20 protein-coding genes are annotated in these 20852 nt (G+C 66.6%); 11 read left to right on the forward strand and 9 right to left on the reverse strand.

Annotated features, from left to right (window positions below):
• Positions 1–129: 129 nt before the first annotated feature.
• Both AC07NY_RS08585 and AC07NY_RS08590 read right to left on the reverse strand, forming a co-directional pair.
• Complete coding sequence (locus AC07NY_RS08585) at positions 130–1191, reverse strand: NAD(P)/FAD-dependent oxidoreductase (RefSeq protein WP_494583242.1); 1062 nt, start codon at positions 1189–1191, stop codon at positions 130–132.
• Between the two features lie 157 nt (positions 1192–1348).
• Positions 1349–1777 carry a GlcG/HbpS family heme-binding protein gene (locus AC07NY_RS08590; RefSeq protein ID WP_494583244.1) on the reverse strand — a complete coding sequence of 143 codons (429 nt, stop codon included), beginning with the start codon at positions 1775–1777 and terminating at the stop codon, positions 1349–1351.
• Positions 1778–1956: 179 nt separating this feature from the next.
• Between AC07NY_RS08590 and lysM the strand changes: the two genes are divergently transcribed.
• The 6 genes from lysM (at position 1957) to AC07NY_RS08620 (ending at position 8130) form a co-directional block, all read left to right on the forward strand.
• Complete coding sequence (lysM, locus tag AC07NY_RS08595) at positions 1957–2397, forward strand: peptidoglycan-binding protein LysM (RefSeq protein ID WP_257732329.1); 441 nt, start codon at positions 1957–1959, stop codon at positions 2395–2397.
• A 145-nt stretch (positions 2398–2542) separates the two neighbouring features.
• Positions 2543–2860, forward strand: coding sequence for a rhodanese-like domain-containing protein (locus AC07NY_RS08600; protein ID WP_492287232.1), 318 nt, complete (start codon positions 2543–2545; stop codon positions 2858–2860).
• A 55-nt stretch (positions 2861–2915) separates the two neighbouring features.
• On the forward strand, positions 2916–3875 hold the full coding sequence (locus AC07NY_RS08605; protein WP_494583247.1) for a DUF3829 domain-containing protein: 960 nt from the start codon (positions 2916–2918) through the stop codon (positions 3873–3875).
• A 260-nt stretch (positions 3876–4135) separates the two neighbouring features.
• The gene (locus AC07NY_RS08610; protein WP_494583249.1) at positions 4136–6445 is read left to right on the forward strand and encodes a xanthine dehydrogenase family protein molybdopterin-binding subunit; all 2310 of its coding nucleotides are present in this window, start codon (positions 4136–4138) and stop codon (positions 6443–6445) included.
• A gap of 130 nt (positions 6446–6575) precedes the next feature.
• The gene (locus AC07NY_RS08615; RefSeq protein ID WP_492287235.1) at positions 6576–7007 is read left to right on the forward strand and encodes a c-type cytochrome; all 432 of its coding nucleotides are present in this window, start codon (positions 6576–6578) and stop codon (positions 7005–7007) included.
• Positions 7008–7188: 181 nt separating this feature from the next.
• Positions 7189–8130 carry a c-type cytochrome gene (locus tag AC07NY_RS08620; protein WP_494583251.1) on the forward strand — a complete coding sequence of 314 codons (942 nt, stop codon included), beginning with the start codon at positions 7189–7191 and terminating at the stop codon, positions 8128–8130.
• A gap of 216 nt (positions 8131–8346) precedes the next feature.
• On the opposite strand, the gene AC07NY_RS08625 is transcribed toward AC07NY_RS08620, so the two are convergent.
• Positions 8347–9090 carry an SDR family oxidoreductase gene (locus AC07NY_RS08625; protein WP_494583253.1) on the reverse strand — a complete coding sequence of 248 codons (744 nt, stop codon included), beginning with the start codon at positions 9088–9090 and terminating at the stop codon, positions 8347–8349.
• A gap of 102 nt (positions 9091–9192) precedes the next feature.
• Here AC07NY_RS08625 and AC07NY_RS08630 point away from each other — a divergent pair, with 102 nt between their 5' ends.
• Both AC07NY_RS08630 and AC07NY_RS08635 read left to right on the forward strand, forming a co-directional pair.
• On the forward strand, positions 9193–10098 hold the full coding sequence (locus AC07NY_RS08630) for an AraC family transcriptional regulator (protein WP_494583255.1): 906 nt from the start codon (positions 9193–9195) through the stop codon (positions 10096–10098).
• 61 nt (positions 10099–10159) lie between these two features.
• A complete protein-coding gene (locus AC07NY_RS08635) occupies positions 10160–10780 on the forward strand; it encodes an HAD-IA family hydrolase (RefSeq protein ID WP_494583257.1) in 621 nt (206 codons plus the stop codon).
• On the opposite strand, the gene AC07NY_RS08640 is transcribed toward AC07NY_RS08635, so the two are convergent.
• From AC07NY_RS08640 to AC07NY_RS08655, 4 genes are all read right to left on the reverse strand, one after another.
• On the reverse strand, positions 10777–11946 hold the full coding sequence (locus AC07NY_RS08640; RefSeq protein WP_494583259.1) for a GGDEF domain-containing protein: 1170 nt from the start codon (positions 11944–11946) through the stop codon (positions 10777–10779). The genes AC07NY_RS08635 and AC07NY_RS08640 overlap by 4 nt on opposite strands.
• A gap of 159 nt (positions 11947–12105) precedes the next feature.
• Positions 12106–12726, reverse strand: a complete 621-nt coding sequence (locus AC07NY_RS08645; RefSeq protein ID WP_199091747.1) for a helix-turn-helix domain-containing protein — start codon at positions 12724–12726, stop codon at positions 12106–12108.
• A gap of 99 nt (positions 12727–12825) precedes the next feature.
• Positions 12826–13749, reverse strand: coding sequence for a DMT family transporter (locus AC07NY_RS08650; protein WP_336811489.1), 924 nt, complete (start codon positions 13747–13749; stop codon positions 12826–12828).
• Between the two features lie 121 nt (positions 13750–13870).
• Positions 13871–14650 (reverse strand): SDR family oxidoreductase, encoded by a 780-nt coding sequence (locus AC07NY_RS08655; RefSeq protein WP_336811490.1) that lies wholly within the window; start codon positions 14648–14650, stop codon positions 13871–13873.
• Positions 14651–14778: 128 nt separating this feature from the next.
• On the opposite strand from AC07NY_RS08655, the gene AC07NY_RS08660 reads away from it, so the two are divergent.
• Together AC07NY_RS08660 and AC07NY_RS08665 are read left to right on the forward strand one after the other, a co-directional pair.
• Positions 14779–15609: a UDP-2,3-diacylglucosamine diphosphatase gene (locus AC07NY_RS08660; RefSeq protein ID WP_492287241.1), complete on the forward strand. Its 831-nt coding sequence runs from the start codon at positions 14779–14781 to the stop codon at positions 15607–15609.
• Positions 15609–16721, forward strand: a complete 1113-nt coding sequence (locus tag AC07NY_RS08665) for a glycosyltransferase family 4 protein (protein ID WP_494583263.1) — start codon at positions 15609–15611, stop codon at positions 16719–16721. The genes AC07NY_RS08660 and AC07NY_RS08665 overlap by 1 nt, the downstream gene beginning before the upstream one ends.
• On the opposite strand, the gene AC07NY_RS08670 is transcribed toward AC07NY_RS08665, so the two are convergent.
• A complete protein-coding gene (locus AC07NY_RS08670; protein WP_494583265.1) occupies positions 16657–18450 on the reverse strand; it encodes a cation:proton antiporter domain-containing protein in 1794 nt (597 codons plus the stop codon). The genes AC07NY_RS08665 and AC07NY_RS08670 overlap by 65 nt on opposite strands.
• Positions 18451–18669: 219 nt before the next feature.
• On the opposite strand from AC07NY_RS08670, the gene AC07NY_RS08675 reads away from it, so the two are divergent.
• Positions 18670–19515: an AAA family ATPase gene (locus tag AC07NY_RS08675; protein WP_306224731.1), complete on the forward strand. Its 846-nt coding sequence runs from the start codon at positions 18670–18672 to the stop codon at positions 19513–19515.
• A 4-nt stretch (positions 19516–19519) separates the two neighbouring features.
• Here AC07NY_RS08675 and AC07NY_RS08680 read toward each other — a convergent pair whose 3' ends face one another.
• Positions 19520–20773, reverse strand: coding sequence for an ABA4-like family protein (locus AC07NY_RS08680; protein WP_494583268.1), 1254 nt, complete (start codon positions 20771–20773; stop codon positions 19520–19522).
• Positions 20774–20852 lie beyond the last annotated feature (79 nt).

Below are 20852 nucleotides of genomic sequence, written 5' to 3' on the forward strand. Positions count from 1 at the left end.
CAGGAAAAGGCGCTCTTGCGGAGGCCGTGAGGAAGGGAGCCCCAAGCGACACGCGGTCCCGTGCCTGCGCAGCAGCGTTTCACGCTGCGGCGCGCACGGGATGACACGCTTCCCTCTAGAAACGCTCGCTCAGGCGACGCCGAGCTTCTTCTGAAGGCTCGTCGAGGAGGTCGTGTACTGGAAGGTCAGCCGCTTCTCCGGATAGACGTAGCGGTGGACCTTCTGGGCGCAGAGCGCCGCTTCGTGGAAGCCCGAGAGGATGAGCTTGAGCTTGCCCGGATAGGTGTTGATGTCGCCGACGGCGAAGATGCCGGGCACGCTGGTCTCGAACTTCTCGGTGTCGACCGGAACGAGGTTCTCGTTGAGGTTCAGGCCCCAGTCGGCGATCGGGCCGAGCTTCATCGTCAGGCCGAAGAAGGGCAGCAGCGTATCGCAGGCGATCTCGAAGGGCTCGTTGTCGGTGCCGCGGCAGACGACCGCCTCAAGCTTGCCGTTCTCGCCCTTGAGGCCGGTGACCTGGCCGAGCTTCATGTCCATCTTGCCGTCAGCGACGAGGCTGCGCATCTGCTCGACCGAATGCGGCGCGGCGCGGAAATCGTCGCGACGATGCATCAGCGTGACGCGGTTGGCGATGGGCTGGAGGTTCAGTGTCCAGTCGAGGGCGGAATCGCCGCCGCCGACGATCAGGATGTTGCGGCCGCGGAAGGTCTCCATCTTACGCACGGCGTAGAAGACGGAGCCGGCCTCGTAAGCCTCGATACCGGGAATCGGCGGCTTCTTCGGCTGGAAGGAGCCGCCGCCGGCCGCGATGATCACGGTCTTGGTGTCGAAGACGGTGCCGGCATCGGTGGTGACGCGGAAGCGCGGCGCGTCAGTGGTGCCGGTTGGCTCCACGGCCTCGATCATCTGGTTGAGATGGAATGTGGGGCCGAACGGCTTGATCTGCTCCAGCAGGTTGTCGACCAGCGCCTGGCCGGTGACCATCGGAAAGCCCGGGATGTCGTAGATCGGCTTCTCCGGATAGAGCTCCGCGCATTGCCCGCCGACCTTCGGCAGGATGTCGACGAGATGCGCGCGGATATCGAGCAGGCCGAGCTCGAAGACGGCGAAGAGGCCGCAAGGGCCGGCACCGATGATGACAACGTCGGTGGTGATGACTTCGTTTTCGTTGGCGGCAGCCGCTTCGCTCATGATTCTACCTTCGAGCCGGTCCAAACTGTCCGATTTAACGAACCCGCGCGGAGGACATGAGGCTTCGAAGGCCTGTTGGCAAGTGCAAAGTGCGAAATCGGCGCGGCGACCGGGGAGGGGAAAGACCCTTCTCTTTTTCCCGGTCGCCGGAGTGGATTCAGGCTCCCGTATCGGCCTTGAGCCCGGCGGCAGTGATGCCGGCGCAGGCGGCGGCCTCGTCATTCTCGGAGGTGTCGCCGGAGATGCCGACCGCGCCGAGCAGCGCGCCTTCGGGCGAGCGGATCAGCACGCCGCCGGGGACCGGCACCAGCGAGCCGCCGACGGCATGGGTCGCCGCCTCGACGAAATAGGGGCGGTCCAGCGCCATCTTGTGCAGCGCGCGCGAGCCGACGCCCAGCGCGACCGCGCCATGCGCCTTGCCGAGCGCGATCTCGCCGCGCTTCAGGCTGGTGCCATCCTGCGCGGCGAAGGCCTTTTGCGCGCCGCGTGCGTCGAGCACGGCGATGGCGAGCGGCTTGAAGCCGTTGGATTCGGCATGGCCGAGCGCGGTCTGGAGAATGGTCTGGGCCTGGGCGAGGGTCAGCATGGGGGAAACTCCGCTTTCGTGTGCGACGTTCTTGCCAGCCGCAGGCGGTGCGGGAAAGGCCGTTTGGCCTCGCTTTTCGCGATCTGCGCTAGCCGGCAAGCAAAACACCTTTTCCCTGCCGACTTGCATAGGGCCGCCCGACAGGGCTTGATAGCGCCGCGACACGCGGAGGTTTACTCATGGGTCTGTTCAGTTTCATCAAGGATGCCGGCGCCAAGATTTTCGGCGGCTCGGCAAAGGCGGCGACCGCCGACGATCTGCAGAAGGAACTTGCGGGGCACGGCCTGCCTTCCGACGTCAATATCCAGATCGACGGCGACAAGGTGAAGGTGTCCGGCAAGGCCGTTTCGACGGAAGAAGCCGAGAAGATCATTCTCGCGCTCGGCAACACCACCGGCGTGGCCCAGGTCGAATCCGACCTCGCCGTGACCAAGGAAGCCGCCGCGGCGGTGTTCTACACGGTGAAGAAGGGCGACACGCTCTGGAAGATCGCCGAGGAGCATTACGGCAAGGGCCAGGGCGCGAAATACACCGAGATCGTCAAGGCCAACACGCCGCCGGTCAAGAATCCCGACCTGATCCAGCCGGGCTGGGTCCTGCGGATTCCGCCGAAGGCCTGATTCCTTCAGTGACAGAGCAGCCGCGCGCCTTGCGCCCGCGGCTGCTTTTCGTTTTGGAATCCCGGGAACGCGGCCGAACGGTGGCGCTTCCCGGGATGCCGCCCTATCTCAACGGCTCGCCTGACCGAGCTGGAGTGGCCTGCCCATGATCGTGAAAGACCTCGATATCGACGCCGTGAAGGCGGGCCTGGGCGACGGCTCCATCCTGCTGGTCGACGTGCGCGAGCCGCATGAATTCGCCGCCGGGCATATTCCGGGCTCCGTATCGCGCCCCCTGTCGCAATTCGACCCCGCCGACCTGCCGAACGAGCCGGGCAAGCGCATCGTGCTCTCCTGCGCGGCGGGCGTGCGCTCGCGGCGCGCGCTCGAATTCGCGCAGTCGGCCGGGCTCGACATCGACAGCCATTATGCCGGCGGCTTCAAGGACTGGCTGATGCATGGCGAGCCGGTGACGCAGGATTGATGGCTTCAAGCCCGATCCGCGCCCCGCGCCGCTTGCAAGACTAAGGATAAGGACCATGCTGACCCGTGCATTCTTCTACGGTGCCGTTTGCGCCACCGCGCTCCTTCTGGCGGCGCCCGGGGCCGGCTGGGCGCAAGGCGTGGCGACGATGCCGGCCGGCAGCGCCAGCAAGGCCGGCGACGACGACCTCCAGGCCGCGATCACCAAGTCGAACGCCTATACCGGGCTGATGAACCGCACGCTGCGCGCGATCCAGTCCTGGGAGCGCTATGGTAGCTGGGTCGACATGAAGAAGGGCCCGACTGGCAAGGAGCGCTACATCACCTACGGGCTCTACAGCCTCTATGACGTGGCCAGCGAGACCAAGAAGGCCGAGGAGGCGATGGCCCGCGAGCCGAAGCTGCCGGCGATCGACGAGACCATGGGCCGCTATATCAAGGCCTATCAGGAGCTGGCGCCGCTGATCACCAAGGCCGAGCGCTATTACGACCGCAAGGACTATCGCGACGACAATCTCGCCGAGGGCCAGAAGCTGCATGCGCTGATGGTGCCGGCGGCCAGGACCTTCCTGGAGGAGCGTTCCAAGCTCGACGCGCTGATGCGTGTCTACAAGCGCGGTCTCGACCAGCGCGAGCTCGCCTCGGTCGAGCAGCGCGAGGGCAAGTCGGCCCGCTGGCAGGTGCGCAACATCATGATCAACGCGCGCGCTGTCATGGACCTGATGCCGAGCAACGAGAGCCCGATCGTCGATCTCAAGTCGTTCAACGCCGCGGTCGCCGACTATGCCGCCGCGGTGCGCGAGATGGACGCGTTCAAGGACAAGGACCCCAAGGGCGTGCCCTTCATCGAGAGCCAGGCCAGCTCCTGGCTCGGCAAGCTTCGCGATTTCAGCGACAAGCTCGCCAAGAGCAAGGGCGATGTCCGGCGCGGCGCGGCCAACGACGCCAATTGGATCGTCAGCAACTACAACACCATGGTTTCGCTCTCGGAGACGGCCGTTCGCATGTCGCGCTGAGATCGATGCGTGCGGCGCATTCCCGGCGCGTGATGCGCCGGGGCTGACGTGGCGCGTTTTATGCTCCAGTCTTTCATTGGACTGTTTGGAAAAGAAGCCCTCATCCTGAGGAGCCGCATCAGCGGCGTCTCGAAGGATGGTCCAGGAGGCTCCGGAACCATCTGGAGCATCCTTCGAGACGCAAGCCTTCGGCTTGCTCCTCAGGATGAGGGCTCGACAGTTTCCGGATCGGCTTTCAGACCAAACTGAGGATATGCCTCATGCGTCCCATGAAATTCGGTTTCGGCCAGCCTGTGCGGCGGGTCGAGGATCAACGCCTGACCACCGGCACCGGCCGCTATACGGACGACATAACCGCAGACGGCGCCCTGCACGCCTTCGTCCTGCGCTCGCCTTACGCCCATGCCCGCTTCGCCGTCGCGGATGTCGAGACCGCGCGCAAGATGAAGGGCGTCAAGCTCATCCTGACTGGCGCCGACGTCTCCCAATACGGCGACCTGCCCTGCAAGGGGCATGTGAAGACGACCTCCGGCGAGATGTCGAAGTCGCTGCCGGTCCCGGTGCTGCCGACCGATACGGTCCGCCATGTCGGCGAGGCCGTCGCCTTCATCGTCGCGGAGACGCTGGCGCAGGCGCGCGACGCGGCCGAGGCGATCGCGATCGACTGGGACCCGCTGCCGGCCATAACCGGCATCGCCGAGGCGCTCGAGGCGGATGCGCCGCAGGTCTGGCCCGACCGGACCGGCAATGTCGCCTTCGAAGCCGAGCAGGGCGATCGCGAGAAGACCGAGAAGGCCTTCGCCAAGGCGGCCCGCACCGTGTCACTCACCGTCGTCAACAACCGGCTCGCCTCCAATTACATGGAGACGCGCGCCTGCATCGCCGAATACGACAAGGCGGACAAGCGCTGGACCCTGACGCTCGGCAGCCAGGGCAGCCATGGCATGCGCGACCTGATCGCGACCTATGTGCTCAAGGTCGATCCCAAGCGCATCCGCGTGGTGACGCCGGATGTCGGCGGCGGCTTCGGCACCAAGATCTTCCTCTACCGGGAATATCCGCTGGCGATGATCGCGGCGGAGAAGCTGAAGCGCCCGGTGCGCTGGGTCGCCGATCGCAACGAGCATTTCCTCGCCGACACGCATGGCCGCGCCAATCTCGCGACGGCGACGATGGCGCTGGACGCCAAGGGCAAGTTCATCGGGCTCAAGGTCGATCTCTCGGCCGAGATGGGGGCCTATCTCTCGCAATATGGGCCCTTCATCCCCTGGGTCGGCACCACGATGACGCCGGGCTGCTACAACATCCCGGCCGTGCATGTCGTGTTCCGGGGCGTGCTGACCCACACCACGCCGGTCGATGCCTATCGCGGCGCCGGTCGTCCCGAGGCCGCCTATCTGATCGAGCGGCTGGTCGATGCGATCGCGCGTGAGACCGGCAAGACGCCGGACGCGGTGCGCGCCCAGAATTTCGTCAAGCCGTCCGAGATGCCGCACAAGACGCAGACCGGCCCGGTCTACGATTCCGGCGAGTTCGAGGGCCATATGCGCCACGCCATGGATGTGGCCGACTGGAAGGGCTTCAAGGCCCGCCAGAAGGCTTCCGCCAAGGCCGGCAAGATCCGCGGCATCGGCCTCGCCAGCTATATCGAGGCCTGCGGCGGCGGCGGGCCGGAGAGCTCCACGGTCATTCTTGAAAAAGACGGCACGGTCACCGTGCTGATCGGCACGCAGTCGAACGGGCAGGGGCATGAGACGGCCTATTCGCAGCTCGTCTCGCAGCATCTCGATATCCCGATGGATCGCATCCGCGTCGTGCAGGGCGATACCGACCGGGTCGAGACCGGCTCGGGCACCGGCGGCTCGCGCTCGATTCCTGTGGGCGGCGCGGCGCTCGACAAGGCGACGGGCATCCTGACCGATAACCTGAAGCAACTCGCTTCCGAGAAGCTCGAGGCGGCGGTGGGCGATCTCGAGATCGTCGACGGCGCGGTGCGGATCGTCGGCACCGACAAGGCGCTCGGCCTTGCGGCCATCGCGGCCCTGCCTGGCGCAACGCCGGCCCTGCTCAAGGTTCACCAGAGCTGGCAGCCGCCGGAGGCGACCTATCCGAACGGCACCCATGTCTGCGAGCTGGAGATCGATCCCGGCACCGGCGGCACCGAGATCCTGAACTACGTCGTGGTCGACGATTTCGGCGTGACGCTGAACCCGCTGATGCTGCAGGGCCAGGTCCATGGCGGCTCGGCCCAGGGCATCGGCCAGGCGCTGATGGAGGAGATCCGCTTCGATCCGGACGGGCAGATGCTGACCGCGACCTTCATGGACTATGCCCTGCCGCGCGCCGTCGACATCCCGAACTTCCATTTCGAGACGCGCAATGTCCGCTGCCTGACCAACGCGATCGGCGTGAAGGGTGCGGGCGAAGCCGGCGCGATCGGTGCCTGTCCGGCGGTGATGAATGCGGTTGTCGACGCGCTCGACCGGGCGGCGGGCATCAAGGCCATGGACATGCCGGCGACGCCACTCAAGGTCTTCACGGCCCTGAAAGAGGCTGGCTATCGGCTTTGACGCAAGGGCAGACTTGCGGTTCTGCAAGCCTTCTCACGCAAAAGCGACTTGGCGGTTGCGCGATCATCGTTTGATCTAGACAAGTTCAAAAGAGCGCCATTCGGCGCGAACTGGTCTCAGGGGGAACCGAATGATCCGCACCGCTCTCGTTCTTGCCGGCCTCGGGCTCGGCCTCACTGCCGTGATGGCGCAGTCGAACCCGATCGCGGAACGCAAGGACGCGATGAAGGCGGTCGGCGCGGCGACGCGCGATGGTGCCGCGATCGCGAAGGGCGAAGTGGCCTTCGATGCCGCCAAGGCGCAGGCGATCTTCAAGACCTATGCCGATGCGGCCAAGAAGGTGCCCACCCTGTTCCCGGATTCCTCCAAGACCGGCGGCGAGACCACGGCCAATCCGAAGATCTGGGAGGATCAGGCCGGGTTCAAGGCTGCCTTCGCCAAGTTCGAGACCGATGCGGCGGCCGGCGCGACCGTCGCGAATCTCGACGGTTTCCGCACCGCCTTCGGCGCGGTGACGAAGAATTGCGGCACTTGCCACGAGGTCTATCGCATCAAGAAGTGACCGGCCTCACGGCTGGTTCGGCAAGCGGGCGCCAGCGATGGCCGCCCGCTTTTTTGTCGCCACCGGAGCCTTCGCGCCCTGCGGGCGTTGAAAACGAGCCAGTTTGGAATTGCTGCGTTTTGAGGGTTGCCGATGTGAGGCCGGCCCGTCCAATCTGTCGACCTGCCGACGGGAGACCTCGATGCTGTTGCTGCGCCGCCTTTTCGTGACCCTCGTGCTGCTGGCGGTCGTGGGCTTCGCGGGCTTCTACGTCCTGACCGATCCGCGTGTGGTCTCGCCTTCGCCGGAGATCGGCGCACTGCCAGCGGCGGATGTCGAGAACGGCAAGCTGCTGTTCAACGCGGGCGGCTGCGCCTCCTGCCATGCCACGCCCGGACAGGACGACAAGCTCAGGCTCGGCGGCGGATTGGCGCTCGAATCGCCCTTCGGCACGTTCCACGCGCCGAATATCTCGCCGCATACGCGTGACGGCATCGGCAACTGGGGCGTGCAGGACTTCGTCGATGCGATGGCGGCCGGCGTCTCGCCGCGCGGCCAGCATCTCTACCCGTCCTTTCCCTACACCTCCTACCGGCTGATGCCGCCGAAGGCTCTGGCCGATCTCTTCGCCTATATCCGCACGCTGGCGCCGGTCGAGGGCAAGGCTGCGCCGCACGACCTGTCGTTCCCGTTCAACATTCGGCGTATGGTCGGAGGCTGGAAGCTCTTGTTCTTCGAAGGCGCGCCGTTCCGGCCCGACCCGACGAAGAGCGAGGCCTGGAACCGCGGCGCCTATCTCGTCAACGGCCCCGGCCATTGCGCCGAGTGCCATTCAGCCCGCAATGTGCTTGGCGCCATCGTCCCGGCAACGCGGTTCGCCGGCGGGCCGGACCCGGAAGGCAAGGGCTGGGTGCCGAACATTACCCAGTCCGAGAAGGGGCTGGCCAAGTGGTCGAAGGAGGAGATCGCCGAACTCCTGAAGACCGGCTTCACGCCGGGCTTCGACAGCGTCGGCGGCTCGATGGCCTCGGTCGTGCGCAATATCGCGCAATTGCCCGAGGCCGACCGGATGGCAATGGCGGAATACCTGAAATCGCTGCCGGCGATAGAAGGTCCGGCACGGCCGCAGGCCAAGGCGCCCTAGGTATTGCCTGGCGCAGGGGTGTGCGGCTTCGCGGCACACGCTTGTCATTCCGGGGCTTCGCGCAGCGAAGAACCCGGAACCTACGACTGGGCGAGCGGCTCGCAACCCGGCGTCGAATGTCTCACCCAGTCGTGGGTTCCGGGTTCACGCCTGCGGCGTGCCCCGGAATGACAACGGTGGCTCCCATCGGGAATGATCCGGGAATCGGCCAAATACTTAACTCGCCTTTGCCAAGGCAACGGCATCGGCGCCGGCCGGGAAGCGGAGCTGGCCGGAGCTATCGTTCACCGCCAGCCAGATCGTCTCCGCAACATCGCTCTCGCGGGTGATGAGCGGCGGGTTGGCGAAACCGGCGAAGATCGGCTCGGCGAAACCCGCATAGGCCGGCGGGATCAGGTCCTGGACGCGGACTTCGGTGTTGTGGGCGAAGCGTGTCGTCGGGGCATAGCCGGGCTCGACCAGCTTCACGCGCACGCCGAAGGCGCCGAGCTCATGAGCGAGCGAGCCGGTGAAGCCGGTGATCGCGGTCTTGCTGGCAGTATAGGCCGCGGCCAGCGGCATCGCGGCGAGCGTCACGCTGGAGGTCACGTTGACGATGATTCCGGCTTGGCGTTCGCGGAATTGCGGGATCACCGCCTGCGTCATCGCCATCGCGCCGAAGGTGTTGGTTTCGAATACCTTGCGGATATGCGCCATCGACGTCGCCTCGAAGGCGCCGACGACGCCGACACCGGTATTGTTGACGAGCGCGTCGATCGGGCCGCTTTCGGCCAGGGCGGCGGCGATGCTGTCGGGATCGGTGACGTCGAGCGCGAGGATGCGCATCCGCTCGGACACCGGCAGGAGATCGGCGCGGGGCTTACGCATCGTGGCGATGACGTTCCAGCCCTTGGCGTGGAAGTGGCGGGCGGTTTCGAGGCCGTAGCCGGAGGAGCAGCCGGTGATCAGGACGGTCTTCATGGCGGTTTCTCTCTCGCGCTTGGGGTTGACGCCGGAGAGATATCCGTGTTGCTCTGAACTATCAGCGATGATAAGTCCAAATTTCGTTTGCAAGAGTTCGGAATGACTGACCCGTTGTCCCAGGTGATCGCCTTGCTGCGTCCCCAGGCGGTGTTCGCCAAGGGCATCAGCGGGGCCGGGCGCTGGGGCGTGCGCTATGCCGCCTTCGGACAGCCCAGCTTCTGCGTCGTGCTGGAAGGAAGCTGTCGGCTCGCGGTCGATGGCGAGGGGCCGGTGACGCTGGAGGCCGGCGATTTCGTGCTGCTGCCGGCAACGCCGGCCTTCACGCTCTCGGGTTTCGAGCCGGTGACGCCTCGGCCGATCGATCCTCAGGTCGCGGCGTCCCTCACCGAGGAGGTGCGCCATGGCACGCAGGACGGCCCCGCCGATGCCCGCCTGCTTGGCGGCTATTTCCTGTTCGATACGCCCGATGCCGCCCTGCTGCTCTCGCTGCTGCCGCGGATGATCCATATCCGCGGCGTGCCGCGCCTCACGACTTTGGTCCGGCTGGTGGCGGAAGAGGCGGGTGCGGACAGTGCCGGGCGCGATCTCGTACTGGCCCGGCTCGTCGAGATCCTGCTGATCGAAGCCTTGCGGGCGGCACGCAGCCATGAAGCACCGCCCGGCCTGCTGCTCGGGCTCGCCGATCAGCGCGTGGCCGATGCGCTCCGGCAGATCCATGGCCGGCCGGAGCGGCCCTGGACGGTGGTGGAACTCGCGCGCAGCGCCGGCATGTCGCGCACCGCCTTCTTCGAGCGCTTCATGCGCAAGGTCGGCTTGCGGCCGATGGAATATCTGCTGGCCTGGCGGATGGCTCTGGCGAAGACCCTGCTCGCCGGCGGCGACCTCGCGCTCGACGAGGTCGCGCGGCAGGTCGGCTACGGCTCGGCCAGCACGTTCAGCACGGCCTTCAGCCGCCATGTCGGGCAGCCGCCGCGCCGCTATGCGCGGAGTGGCACACGGGCGTGATAAGCCGCTCGGCAAAGCCTTCAGCCGGCCCTATCCTCAGCACATGCGATTCAAAACCCTGATGGTCGACGTCGATGGCGTCGTGATCGTGCACCCCGAGCCGGGTGGCTGGTCGACCCATCTCGAACGCGATCTCGGCCTGTCACCGGCGCTGTTGCAATCGGCATTCTTCGCGCCGCATTGGCCGGACATCATCCTGGGACGCGCGAGCTTGCGGGAACGTCTCGCACCGGTGCTGGCCGAGATGGCGCCGGAACTCGATGCCGGCAGGCTGATCCGCTACTGGTTCGAGAACGATGCCCATCTCGATCATGGTCTACTGGCGCAGCTTGCGCCGATCAGGACCAGCGGAGTGAAGCTGCATCTCGCCACGGTGCAGGAGCACGAGCGCGCCCGCTACATCTGGGACGAGCTCGCGCTGAAGCGGTTTTTCGACGGCATGCACTATGCGGCGGAACTCGGCTCCGCAAAGCCCGAGCCTGAATTCTTTCGGCCGGTTGCGGGGCGGTCGGGCTTCGTGCCGCACGAGATATTTTTCATCGACGACAAGCCGACGAATGTCGACGCAGCACGCAAGGAAGGGTGGAGTGCCGCCCTCTGGGACGGCACCCGGCCACTGGCGGCTCTCTTCGCGGAGGCGGAAGAGGCGAGTGAGAGGGGTAGCCCGAGGGCGCGTGCCTAAGCCGCCTTCGCGACCGGCTCCGGCTTCGCGATCTCGATGCGGTTGCGGCCGAGCATCTTGGCCCGGTAGAGGGCGCGATCGGCGGTGGCCAGAAGCGTCGCGAGGTCAGCCTCCCGCCCACAGGCTTCGGCGAGGCCGATACTGACGGTCGCGGGAATGCCGGGACCGTCATGTCGCATGGCCGCTTCAGCAAAGCGCCGGGCGATGTCCTGGCCGATCGCATGGGCATCCGCTCCCGTCGTATCGGGCAGCAGAATCGCGAATTCCTCGCCACCGAGCCGGGCGCTCATGCTGCCGGGAGCCACGACCTCGCGCGCGATATCGGCGAAAAGCTTGAGGATACGGTCGCCGGCATCGTGGCCGTAGCGGTCGTTGATGGCCTTGAAGTGATCGAGGTCGAAGGCAAGCAGGGCATGCGGGGCGTATTTCCCCGCGTGGCTCAGGCGACGTGGCGCAAGCTCGAAGAAGCCTTGCCGGTTGTTGAGGCCGGTCAGGAAATCGGTGCGGGCGGTCGCCAGCAGGTTGGCCCGGTCTTCCTCGCGCACGAGGGCGAGCAGCGACATCGGCATCGCGACGGTGAACAGCACGGCTTCGTACATCGTGATCTCCGCCACCAGCGGCAGCACGTCGTCGCCGTGGATCGAAGCGATGATCGGGACGACGAAGGTGCGGGCGGCGTAGAACAGGGCGTGGCAGGCGAAGGTCGCGACCGCGACGGGGCGAGAGCGCAGGGTCCGCACCGTGCGGCTGCGCAGCAGCGCGAAAGCGGTCAGGCCGCAGACGACAGCGATCGGCAAGGCGCTGACATGGTTCCAGAGCAGGCCTGCCGCGCCGGCTCCGGCAGCAAACCAGGCCGTGCCGATAGCCGCGAGCAGGCCGGCGATCAGGGTGGCGGGCAGCTTTCGTCCGTCCAGTGCCAGGACACCCTGGAACACCAGGAGGTAGCCGAGCATCATCACGACATTGGTGATGGCCGGGCCGGCGACGCCGGGTAGCGTGTCGCGGTTCAGCGCCAGCACGCAGCCGATGACGAACACGCCATAGGCCGAAGCCCAGAGGCCGAGTTCGCGCGAGCGCTGGCCATGGCCCTTCCGCTCCCAGAAGGTCATGATCGCGGCGAGGACCGCCGTTCCTGTCGTGAGATACCAGAGGGTCGCCAGATCCATCGGTATCGCCGTCAGCGCTGCCGACGTTCGGTTTCAGGCATGATCAACTGCTCCCAACACGCCCAACCCAAAGGCGATCTAACCGAGAGAAGTTAACTCCAGCTTGTGTTGATACCCGACTGGCGATCGGAGAGGGGAATAACCGGGCGAGGCGCTCGGTTATTCCATTACGGCCGCCTTCAGGATGCAGACCATCAGCGCGGTGCCGGGTTCGTTGCCGACGCAGCGGACGACATGGCGGCGGTCGCAGCGGTAGCGCAGCGTTTCGCCGGCCTTGGCGCGCTGGACGATATCGCCGACCTCGACCTCGAACTCGCCCGAGGTGACCGAGAGCGATTCGATCGAGCCGCGCTGGTGGCCTTCGGAATCGAGTTCGCCGCCGGGCTCGGCGCTGACCTCGTACCATTGCAGCCACTCGACCGTCTTGATCCAGCCGACGATGGCGAGGCGCAGCTTGCCGTCCTCGGAGACAAGGATCGGCGTGTCGGCGCGGGTGGTCTTCTCGATGAAGGGCTCTTCCTCGCCGCTGGAGAGGACGCGCTCGATCGAGATGTCGAGCGCCTGCGACAGCCGCCAGATCGTCGCCAGCGTCGGGTTGGTCTCGTTGCGCTCGATCTGGCTGATGATCGACTTGGCGACGCCGGATTGCTCGGCGAGGTCGGAGAGCGAGAAATTATAGGCCTTCCGCAGCCGCTGGATGGTCTTGCCGAGCTGGCCGGAGATGACCTGAGCCCCGGATTCAAGCTCCCGCCCGCCGCGCTCCTTGGTCTCGATTCCCATCCGTCCGGCCCCTTTTCGCGTGTGACGTCGTTTGTAACGGCGGACGATCGTTTGAACAAGCGAACTGTGCCGGACGCGGGGCCGGCGGTTCGCTCATCCTCAGGTCATGCGGCTGGGGCCGACCTCGCGCTGCTCGCGGCGGGCGAGGCCGAGCTGGCGCTCGCGCAGGATCACATAGATGCCCGACACGATGACGATGGTCGCGCCGATCAGGATCGCCAGGGCCGGCCATTCGCCGAACCAGAACCAGCCGATGGCGACGGCCCAGAGCATCGTCGAGTATTCGAAAGGCGCGATCAGCGAGGCGTCGCCATAGCGATAGGCCTGCACGATCAGGATCTGGCCGAGCCCGCCGAGGATGCCGATCAGGACCATCATCGCCGCGTCCGTGAGATCGGGCATATTCCAGCCGAGCAGGATGGTCGAGAGGCCAAGCAGGCTGGTCAGCAGCATGAAGTAGAAGACGATGGCGCCGGTGCGCTCGGTCGCGGTCAGGAGCCGCACCTCGACCGAGGCGAAGGCCGAGCAGAAGGCGCCGGCGAGCCCGAGCATGGCCCCGAGCGCCGCGTTGCCGCCGACCGGATGGGCGCCCGCGCCGAGATGCGGCGAGAGCATGATGAGCACGCCGACGAAGCCGATCGTCACCGCGCTCCAGCGATAGATGCGCACCTTTTCCTTGAGCACCAGCGCGGCCAGCACCACCACGGCGAGCGGCGCGGCATAGCCGATCGCGACGGCTTCCGAGAGCGGCAGGAACTGCAGGGCCGCGAAGCCGCAGAACATGCCGGTCGAGCCCATGATGCCGCGCTTGAGATGGCCGCGCAGGTTGCTGGTCTTCAGCGCTGCCGGCAGCTCCGAGCGCCAGGCCAGCCAGATGAGCAGCGGAATCATCGCGAAGAAGGAGCGGATGAAGACGATCTCGCCCGTCGGGTAGCGCGTCGAGATCGACTTGATCGCCGCCGACATCAGCGTGAAGGCCAGTGCCGAGACCAGCTTGAGGGTGATGCCGAGAAGAGGGGACAAAGCACGCGGCCGAAACAAGGGGACGGTTTCGAGCGAAACCGTCCCTGTTTAGACCATGTCCAGGCCGGGAAGCGAAGCGTGAACTCTGCAACCCGGCTAGGTCATTGGCGTGGGAGCGGCCTCAGAACGTGCCGCGGAAGGCGCCGCCGTCGATCAGGAAGTTCTGGCCGGTGATGTAGCCGGCATGGGCGCTGGCGATGAAGCCGCAGAGCTTGCCGAACTCGTCGGGCGTGCCGAGGCGGCCGGCGGGAACCGCGGCGAGCCGGTTCTTCGTGGCCTGCTCGATGCTGATGCCCTGCATCTCCGCGACCTTGTTGGTGGCGGTCTTGATCCGGTCGGTGTCGAACACGCCCGGCAGGATGTTGTTGATGGTGACATTGGCATGCGCGACCTCGCGGGCGACGCCCGAGAGGAAGGCGGTGAGGCCGGCACGCGCAGCCGAGGAGACGTCGAGCCCGGTCAGCGGGGTCACGACGCTCGCCGAGGTGATGTTGATGATCCGGCCGAACTTGCGCTCGATCATGCCGTCGATGACACGCTGAACCAGCTCCAGCGGCGTTGCCATGTTCTGGACGACGCCTTCGAGCAAGCCGTCGCGCGTCACCTGCCGGAAGGGCTTGGGCGGCGGGCCGCCATTGTTGTTGACGAGGATGTCGGGATTCGGCGCCGCTGCGAGCAAGGCATCCTGGCCAGCCTTGGTCGAGACGTCCGCGACGACGGCGATGACAGTCGCGCCCGTCGCGGCGCGGATCGCGGCTGCGGTGGCTTCCAGCGTGGTGGCGTCGCGGCCGTTGATCACGACGGTGCAGCCGGCCTGCGCCAGCGCTTCGGCGCAGCCGCGGCCCAGCCCCTTGCTGGAGGCGCAGACGATGGCCGTGCGGCCGGCAATTCCCAGATCCATGGTGTTCTCCGATCAGCGTCGCAAATTGCGCGGCGCGTAGCCTGAGCATGGATTGGTCGCGCCGTCATCAAAGCGCAACGCAAATCAGACACACGGCCCTCGCATCGCAGCAGCAGGGGCTGACCGGCATGAGCGACGAGGATAACAGCAAGCGGGTCCGCAGCATCTTCATCTCGGATCTGCACCTGGGCACCCGTGGGGCGCAGGCCGATCTCGTGCTGGAGTTCCTGCGCGCCTATGATGCGCCGCAGATCTATCTCGTCGGCGACATCATCGACGGCTGGCGCCTGAAGAGCGGCTGGTACTTCCCGCAGACGCATAACGACGTGATCCAGAAGCTGCTGCGCAAGGTGCGCAAGGGCTCGAAGCTGATCTACGTCACCGGCAACCACGACGATTTCCTGCGCGACTTCACAGGCCTGCAGTTCGGCGGCATCACGCTGGTCGACGAGATCGTCCACGAGACCGCCGACGGCAAGCGCATGCTCGTCATCCATGGCGACCTGTTCGACCTCGTGGTGCGCAACGCCAAATGGCTCGCGCTGCTCGGCGACTGGGCCTACACGGTCGCGCTGGCGCTCAACATGGCGATCAACCGGGTGCGCCGTGTGCTGCGCCTGCCGCATTGGTCGCTCTCGGCCTGGGCCAAGGCCAAGGTCAAGAACGCCGTGAACTATATCGGCGAGTTCGAGACCTGCCTCGCCGCCGAAGCGCGCCGCCACAAGGCCGACGGCGTGATCTGCGGCCATATCCACCATGCCGCGCATCGCGAGATCGAGGGGCTGACCTACATCAACACCGGCGACTGGGTCGAAAGCTGCACGGCTTTCGTCGAGCACGAGGACGGCCGCTTCGAATTGATCCGCTGGCCGCAGGGCCGGGTGAACAATGCGCCTGCCGCACCGGTCACGATGCCGGCGCGACCAGCCCCGGTCCGGGACCTGATCGAGGCCGCGTGATGCGCGTTCTCGTCGCGACGGATGCGTGGCGGCCCCAGGTCAACGGCGTCGTGCGCTCGCTGGAGCAGATGATCGCGGCGGCGCCGGAGTTCGGCATCACGGCGCAGGCGCTGACGCCGGAGGGCTTCCATCAGGTCGGCCTGCCGAGCTATCCGGATATCCGCCTCGCCCTGGCGACGCGCCGCGCGCTTGCGGCGCGCATCGCCGATTTCACGCCCGATCATATCCATATCGCGACCGAAGGGCCGATCGGCTGGCTGACGCGGGCGGTCTGCCTCGCTCAGAAGCGGCCGTTCACGACGAGTTATCACACCCGCTTCCCGCAATATATCGCGGCGCGTTGGCCGATCCCGGAGAGCTGGAGCTACCGCCTGCTGCGCCGTTTCCATGGCCCTGCCGCCGCCGTGATGGTCTCGACCGCGACGGTGGAGGAGGAGCTGCGCCAGCACGGCTTCGAGAATCTGGTGCGCTGGGGGCGCGGCGTCGATCTCAGCCTGTTCCATCCGCGCCCGCAGAGCCTGCTCGATCTGCCGCGGCCGATCTTCCTCTATGTCGGGCGGGTCGCGGTCGAGAAGAATGTCGAGGCCTTCCTGTCGCTCAAGCTGCCGGGCAGCAAGGTCGTGGTCGGCGACGGGCCGGCGCGGGGCGATCTCGAACGCGCCTTTCCCGAAGCGCGCTTCCTCGGCCTGAAGGAGGGCGAGGAGCTGGCCGGGATCTATGCCTCCTCCGACGTCTTCGTCTTCCCGAGCCTGACCGACACATTCGGCATCGTCCTGCTGGAGGCGGCGGCGAGCGGTTTGCCTGTTGCGGCCTTCCCGGTGCAGGGGCCGCGTGACGTGTTCGCCGGCAGCGCGGCTGCGGTGCTGGACGAGGATCTGCGCAGTGCCGCGATGCAGGCGTTGAGGGTGCCGCGCGAGGCCTGCCTGGAGCTGGCGGCGCGCCATAGCTGGGCTGCGAGCGCCGCGCAGTTCTATGCCCATATCCACCGCGTGGCGCGCGAGGCTGGCTATTTTCCGCGCGAGCCGGAGCCCGTCACGACCACGACGCTCACAGCCTTCGCGAGCGGGCGTGGCGGGGAAGGGCGCGGGCTGCCGCATCGCCTGCCGGCTTGAGCTGGGCGCGGAAGCCGTCGCGCCGCTCGTGAACCGAGGCGATGACGAGGCCCATCGGCACGCCGAGCCCGACCAGAGCCGCTTCCGACAATTGCAGGCTGGCCTCGATCGTTTCCGGCACCGCGTCGTTCACGCCGAGCTCGTAGAGATGGCGGGCATGGGTCGCATCGCGGGCACGGGCGACGATGACGATGTCCGGCCGCAGCGAGCGCGCCGCGAGGACGATGGCATCGACGGCGCGGGGATTGTCGATCGTGACGATCAGGGCCGTGGCCTCTTCCAGGCCGCACAGGCGCAGGAATTCGGGTTTGGTCGCATCGCCGTAATAGGCGGGGCGGCCAGCACGCCTTTGCGCGGTGATCAGCGAGGCATCCGCGTCGATGACGATATGGGACTTGTCGTGCTCGTCCAGCATCGAGCCGACCAGACGTCCGACGCGCCCCCCGCCGACGACGATGGCGCGCGCCGTGTGGTCGTCCGGCGGCAGGATGGCGGCTTCGTCGGGCAATATGACGGGCGTCGCCAGCTTCTGCGCGAGGTTGCGGGCGATGCGGGCCAGCAACGGCAGGGCAACCATGGTGAGCGAGACGGCGGCCAGAACGATGCTGGTGGCGCCGGGGTCGATCAGCTTGGCGCCGGTCGCAGCGTTGAGCAGCACGAAGGCGAACTCGCCGCCCGGCGCGACCAGGATCGCGGTTTCGAGGGCTGTCGCCGTCGCCAGCCGGAAGCGGCGCGCGAGCCCGAAGATGATGGTGCCCTTGACCAGCACGAGCCCGGCCGCGCCGCCGAGGATCGCGACGGGGTGGGCCGCGATATCGGCCGGGTTCACGCCCATGCCGACGGTGAGGAAGAAGACGCCGATCAGCAGCGACTTGAACGGGTCGATCGTGACCTCGATGGCGCGACGGAATTCGGTCTCGGCGAGAAGCAGCCCGGCGATGAAGGCGCCGAGTCCCATCGAGAGGCCGGCAGCCGCCGCGATCAATCCGGTGCCGAGCGCGGTCAGGAGCGTCGCCGCCATGAAGCTCTCGGTCGAATCGGTCGAGGCGACCAGCCGGAAGAGCGGGCGTAGCGCCAGCCGGCCGATGACGACGATGATCGCGATGGCGACGAAGGCCTTGATGAAGGCCTCGGCCAGACCGGCGAGCAGGGAGCCTGAGCCGTTCTGCGCGTCGAGCACGCTGATCAGGAAGAGCAGGGGAATGACGGCGAGGTCCTGGCAGAGCAGGATCGCGAAGCTGGAGCGGCCGGCCGAGGTCGTCATTCGCTTCTTCGCGGCCAGCAATTCGACGACCATCGCGGTCGAGGAGAGGGCAAGGCCGAAGCCGATGATGAGGGACGCCGCCGCCGGCTGGCCGAGCGCATAGGCGAACAGCCCGATCGCAGCGGCGCAGAGTCCGACCTGGCCGAGGCCGAGGCCGAAGACGAGCCGCTTCATCGTCATCAGGCGCTCGAAGGAGAGTTCCAGCCCGATGACGAAGAGCAGGAAGGCGACGCCGAGCTCGGCCGGGCCCGCGAGCGCCTCGGCATTCGAGACGGTGATCGTGCTCAGCAGCGGAATCGTGGAGACCAGGCCGCCAAGGCCGAAGGGGCCGAGCAGGGCACCGCAGGCGACAAAAGCGATGATCGAGTTGACCTTGAGGCTCTTGGCCAGCGGTACGACCACGCCGGCCGTCGCGAGCACGACGACAGCGTCCTTGTAGACGGAAGGGTCGACTGTTCCGGCCAAAAGGGCTGACCTTGCGATTCGAGGGCTTGCGGGATGCGCCGGCAATTCTTGCGGTTTGCGGCGGCGCAGCACAACCTTGGAATCGTCATGGCGGGCAGAAATTCGCCTTGCGGCGCGAGCCTTTAGGCGCGGGCGCTCAGGTGCCCCGGGCGAAAAATCCGGTTTCCGCGTGCGATGCGAATGGGATAGCGTCCGGCCAATCGTTCAGAAGGACTGTCCATGCGCTTTGCCGGCACCGAAAACTATGTCGCGACCGAGGATCTCACCGTCGCCGTCAATGCCGCGATCCGGCTGGAGCGGCCGCTGCTGGTGAAGGGCGAGCCCGGCACGGGCAAGACGGTGCTGGCGGAGGAGGTCGCGGCGGCGCTCGGCGCGCCATTGATCACCTGGCACATCAAGTCGACGACCAAGGCGCAGCAGGGCCTCTATGAGTACGATGCGGTGAGCCGCCTGCGGGACAGCCAGCTCGGCGATCCCCGCGTCTCCGAGATCGGCAACTACATCAAGCGCGGCAAGCTCTGGGAGGCCTTCGTCGCGCCGGTCAGGCCGGTGCTGCTGATCGACGAGATCGACAAGGCCGATATCGAATTCCCGAACGACCTGCTGCTCGAGCTCGATCGCATGGAGTTCCATGTCTACGAGACCGGCGAGACCATCAAGGCGGCGCAGCGGCCGGTGATGATCATCACCTCCAACAACGAGAAGGAACTGCCGGACGCGTTCCTGCGCCGCTGCTTCTTCCACTATATCCGCTTCCCCGATGCCGAGACGATGCAGGCGATCGTCGAGGTGCATTTCCCCGGCATCAAGAAGCGCCTGATGGAAGAGGCGCTGCGGCTGTTCTTCGAAGTGCGCGAGGTTCCCGGCATCAAGAAGAAGCCCTCGACCTCTGAACTGCTCGACTGGCTGAAGCTCCTCGTCGCCGAGGATATCGGGCCGGAGGTGCTGCGCGAGCGCGATCCGCGCAAGCTGATCCCGCCGCTGCACGGGGCGCTGCTCAAGAACGAGCAGGATGTCTCGCTGTTCGAGAAGCTCGCCTTCATGGCCCGGCGCGAGAGCCGCTGAGGCTTCAGCCCATTCCGAGTAGCGGCCGGGCATTGAGCGCCGCGACCAGCGCCGTTGCGGTGATGCCGGCATAGACCAGGGCGAAGGCATCGACCGCGCGCGGTGCGGCCGCCGTGCCGAGGAAAGAAGCGACCAGCGCGAAGGCCGGCACGATCTGCATCGCGTGCAGCGCCAGGAAATGGGCGAGCCGCAGGTCGCCCGCGGACAATGACCAGCCGAAGAAGGGCACGACGGACGAGGACGGCGCCGGCGTGCCGACCGTGTGACCACCCGCTTCGCTCAGGATGGCGCCAGAGAGGATGCCGAGGATGCAGGTCAGGGCGAGGCCGAGCACCAGCGAGCGGCGCAGCACCGGCGGCATCGGCGCGGCATCGCTGCGGGCGAGGCCATAGGCCAGCACGCCGCTCGCGGCCGTGAAGAGCACGGCAGCGGCGCCCATCGCGGCATAGAGGATCGTCGCCGTCAGGCCGTCCTGGTTGTAATGGGAGGCTTCGCCGCGCGAGGCGCGCCAGGCGATATAGACGAGCTCGAAGAAGAGCAGCGCGATCACCGGCCAGACCGTGAAGCGGCCGAGCCGTGAGCGCTGGAACGTCTCGCTGGTCAACGGCAGCAGCACTGCGAAGGACAGGAGATAGACCGCGATCGAGAGCTCGAATTTCAGCGGCTTGAGCCAGACATTGTCGCCGTTGAACAGCCTTGGGTCGATGGCATAGGCGAGCAGCGTCGGGATCACGAGCAGAAGCATTGCGATCCCGGCCGCCGTCAGCCGCGGCTCCCATTCCAGTGCCCGGAACGGCGCCGGCAGTCGCGCCAGGAAGCGCGGGATACGGTCTTCCGATGCGATGTCGCGGCTGGCGGCGATCAGGCGATAGAGCAGATAGCCGGCCGGGCCGAACAGGAAAGTGAGGGCGAGAACCGGGATCATCACCCAATGCGGCAGGCCTTCGCGCTGCGACTGGCCGAGCAGCCAGCTGCCGATCAGCAGGTCGAAGGCGAGAAAATGGACCCACCCTGCCAGCAGCAATGGCCGCGAGGCGAAGAGGGATGCGACAGCGTCGAGCGAGGAGAAGCCGCCGCTCGCCCCATGCCAGAACACGGCGATCAGGACAAAATAGCCGAGCGAGAGAAGCGTGGGGATAACGAGGCCGGCGATGGCTCGGCCGAGGCGCCAGCGCGGCAGGCAGATCAGGAGGAGCCAGCCGCCGATCGCGAGCTGGCCGGCAGCCGAGAACGCAGCGTCCGACGTCAAAGGCGGCATGACATCCTCCAAACTTGACAGTGTTCAGTTGCGCGTCGGTTCTGACTCGCTATCTTGACGCCGTCAAGATTATTTTGAC

The organism is Allobosea sp. GW821-FHT09G06, from assembly GCF_059416005.1.

What these genes read in the sequence shown, in the direction of transcription:
- AC07NY_RS08610 (WP_494583249.1), top strand. Translation starts at nt 4,136, where the DNA reads ATGCGTCCCATGAAATTCGGTTTCGGCCAGCCTGTGCGGCGGGTCGAG.
- lysM (WP_257732329.1), top strand. Translation starts at nt 1,957, where the DNA reads ATGGGTCTGTTCAGTTTCATCAAGGATGCCGGCGCCAAGATTTTCGGC.
- AC07NY_RS08625 (WP_494583253.1), bottom strand. Translation starts at nt 9,090, where the DNA reads ATGAAGACCGTCCTGATCACCGGCTGCTCCTCCGGCTACGGCCTCGAA.
- AC07NY_RS08585 (WP_494583242.1), bottom strand. Translation starts at nt 1,191, where the DNA reads ATGAGCGAAGCGGCTGCCGCCAACGAAAACGAAGTCATCACCACCGAC.
- AC07NY_RS08615 (WP_492287235.1), top strand. Translation starts at nt 6,576, where the DNA reads ATGATCCGCACCGCTCTCGTTCTTGCCGGCCTCGGGCTCGGCCTCACT.
- AC07NY_RS08640 (WP_494583259.1), bottom strand. Translation starts at nt 11,946, where the DNA reads ATGGATCTGGCGACCCTCTGGTATCTCACGACAGGAACGGCGGTCCTC.
- AC07NY_RS08635 (WP_494583257.1), top strand. Translation starts at nt 10,160, where the DNA reads ATGGTCGACGTCGATGGCGTCGTGATCGTGCACCCCGAGCCGGGTGGC.
- AC07NY_RS08680 (WP_494583268.1), bottom strand. Translation starts at nt 20,773, where the DNA reads ATGCCGCCTTTGACGTCGGACGCTGCGTTCTCGGCTGCCGGCCAGCTC.
- AC07NY_RS08675 (WP_306224731.1), top strand. Translation starts at nt 18,670, where the DNA reads ATGCGCTTTGCCGGCACCGAAAACTATGTCGCGACCGAGGATCTCACC.
- AC07NY_RS08655 (WP_336811490.1), bottom strand. Translation starts at nt 14,650, where the DNA reads ATGGATCTGGGAATTGCCGGCCGCACGGCCATCGTCTGCGCCTCCAGC.
- AC07NY_RS08590 (WP_494583244.1), bottom strand. Translation starts at nt 1,777, where the DNA reads ATGCTGACCCTCGCCCAGGCCCAGACCATTCTCCAGACCGCGCTCGGC.
- AC07NY_RS08665 (WP_494583263.1), top strand. Translation starts at nt 15,609, where the DNA reads ATGCGCGTTCTCGTCGCGACGGATGCGTGGCGGCCCCAGGTCAACGGC.
- AC07NY_RS08630 (WP_494583255.1), top strand. Translation starts at nt 9,193, where the DNA reads ATGACTGACCCGTTGTCCCAGGTGATCGCCTTGCTGCGTCCCCAGGCG.
- AC07NY_RS08600 (WP_492287232.1), top strand. Translation starts at nt 2,543, where the DNA reads ATGATCGTGAAAGACCTCGATATCGACGCCGTGAAGGCGGGCCTGGGC.
- AC07NY_RS08660 (WP_492287241.1), top strand. Translation starts at nt 14,779, where the DNA reads ATGAGCGACGAGGATAACAGCAAGCGGGTCCGCAGCATCTTCATCTCG.
- AC07NY_RS08605 (WP_494583247.1), top strand. Translation starts at nt 2,916, where the DNA reads ATGCTGACCCGTGCATTCTTCTACGGTGCCGTTTGCGCCACCGCGCTC.
- AC07NY_RS08620 (WP_494583251.1), top strand. Translation starts at nt 7,189, where the DNA reads ATGCTGTTGCTGCGCCGCCTTTTCGTGACCCTCGTGCTGCTGGCGGTC.
- AC07NY_RS08645 (WP_199091747.1), bottom strand. Translation starts at nt 12,726, where the DNA reads ATGGGAATCGAGACCAAGGAGCGCGGCGGGCGGGAGCTTGAATCCGGG.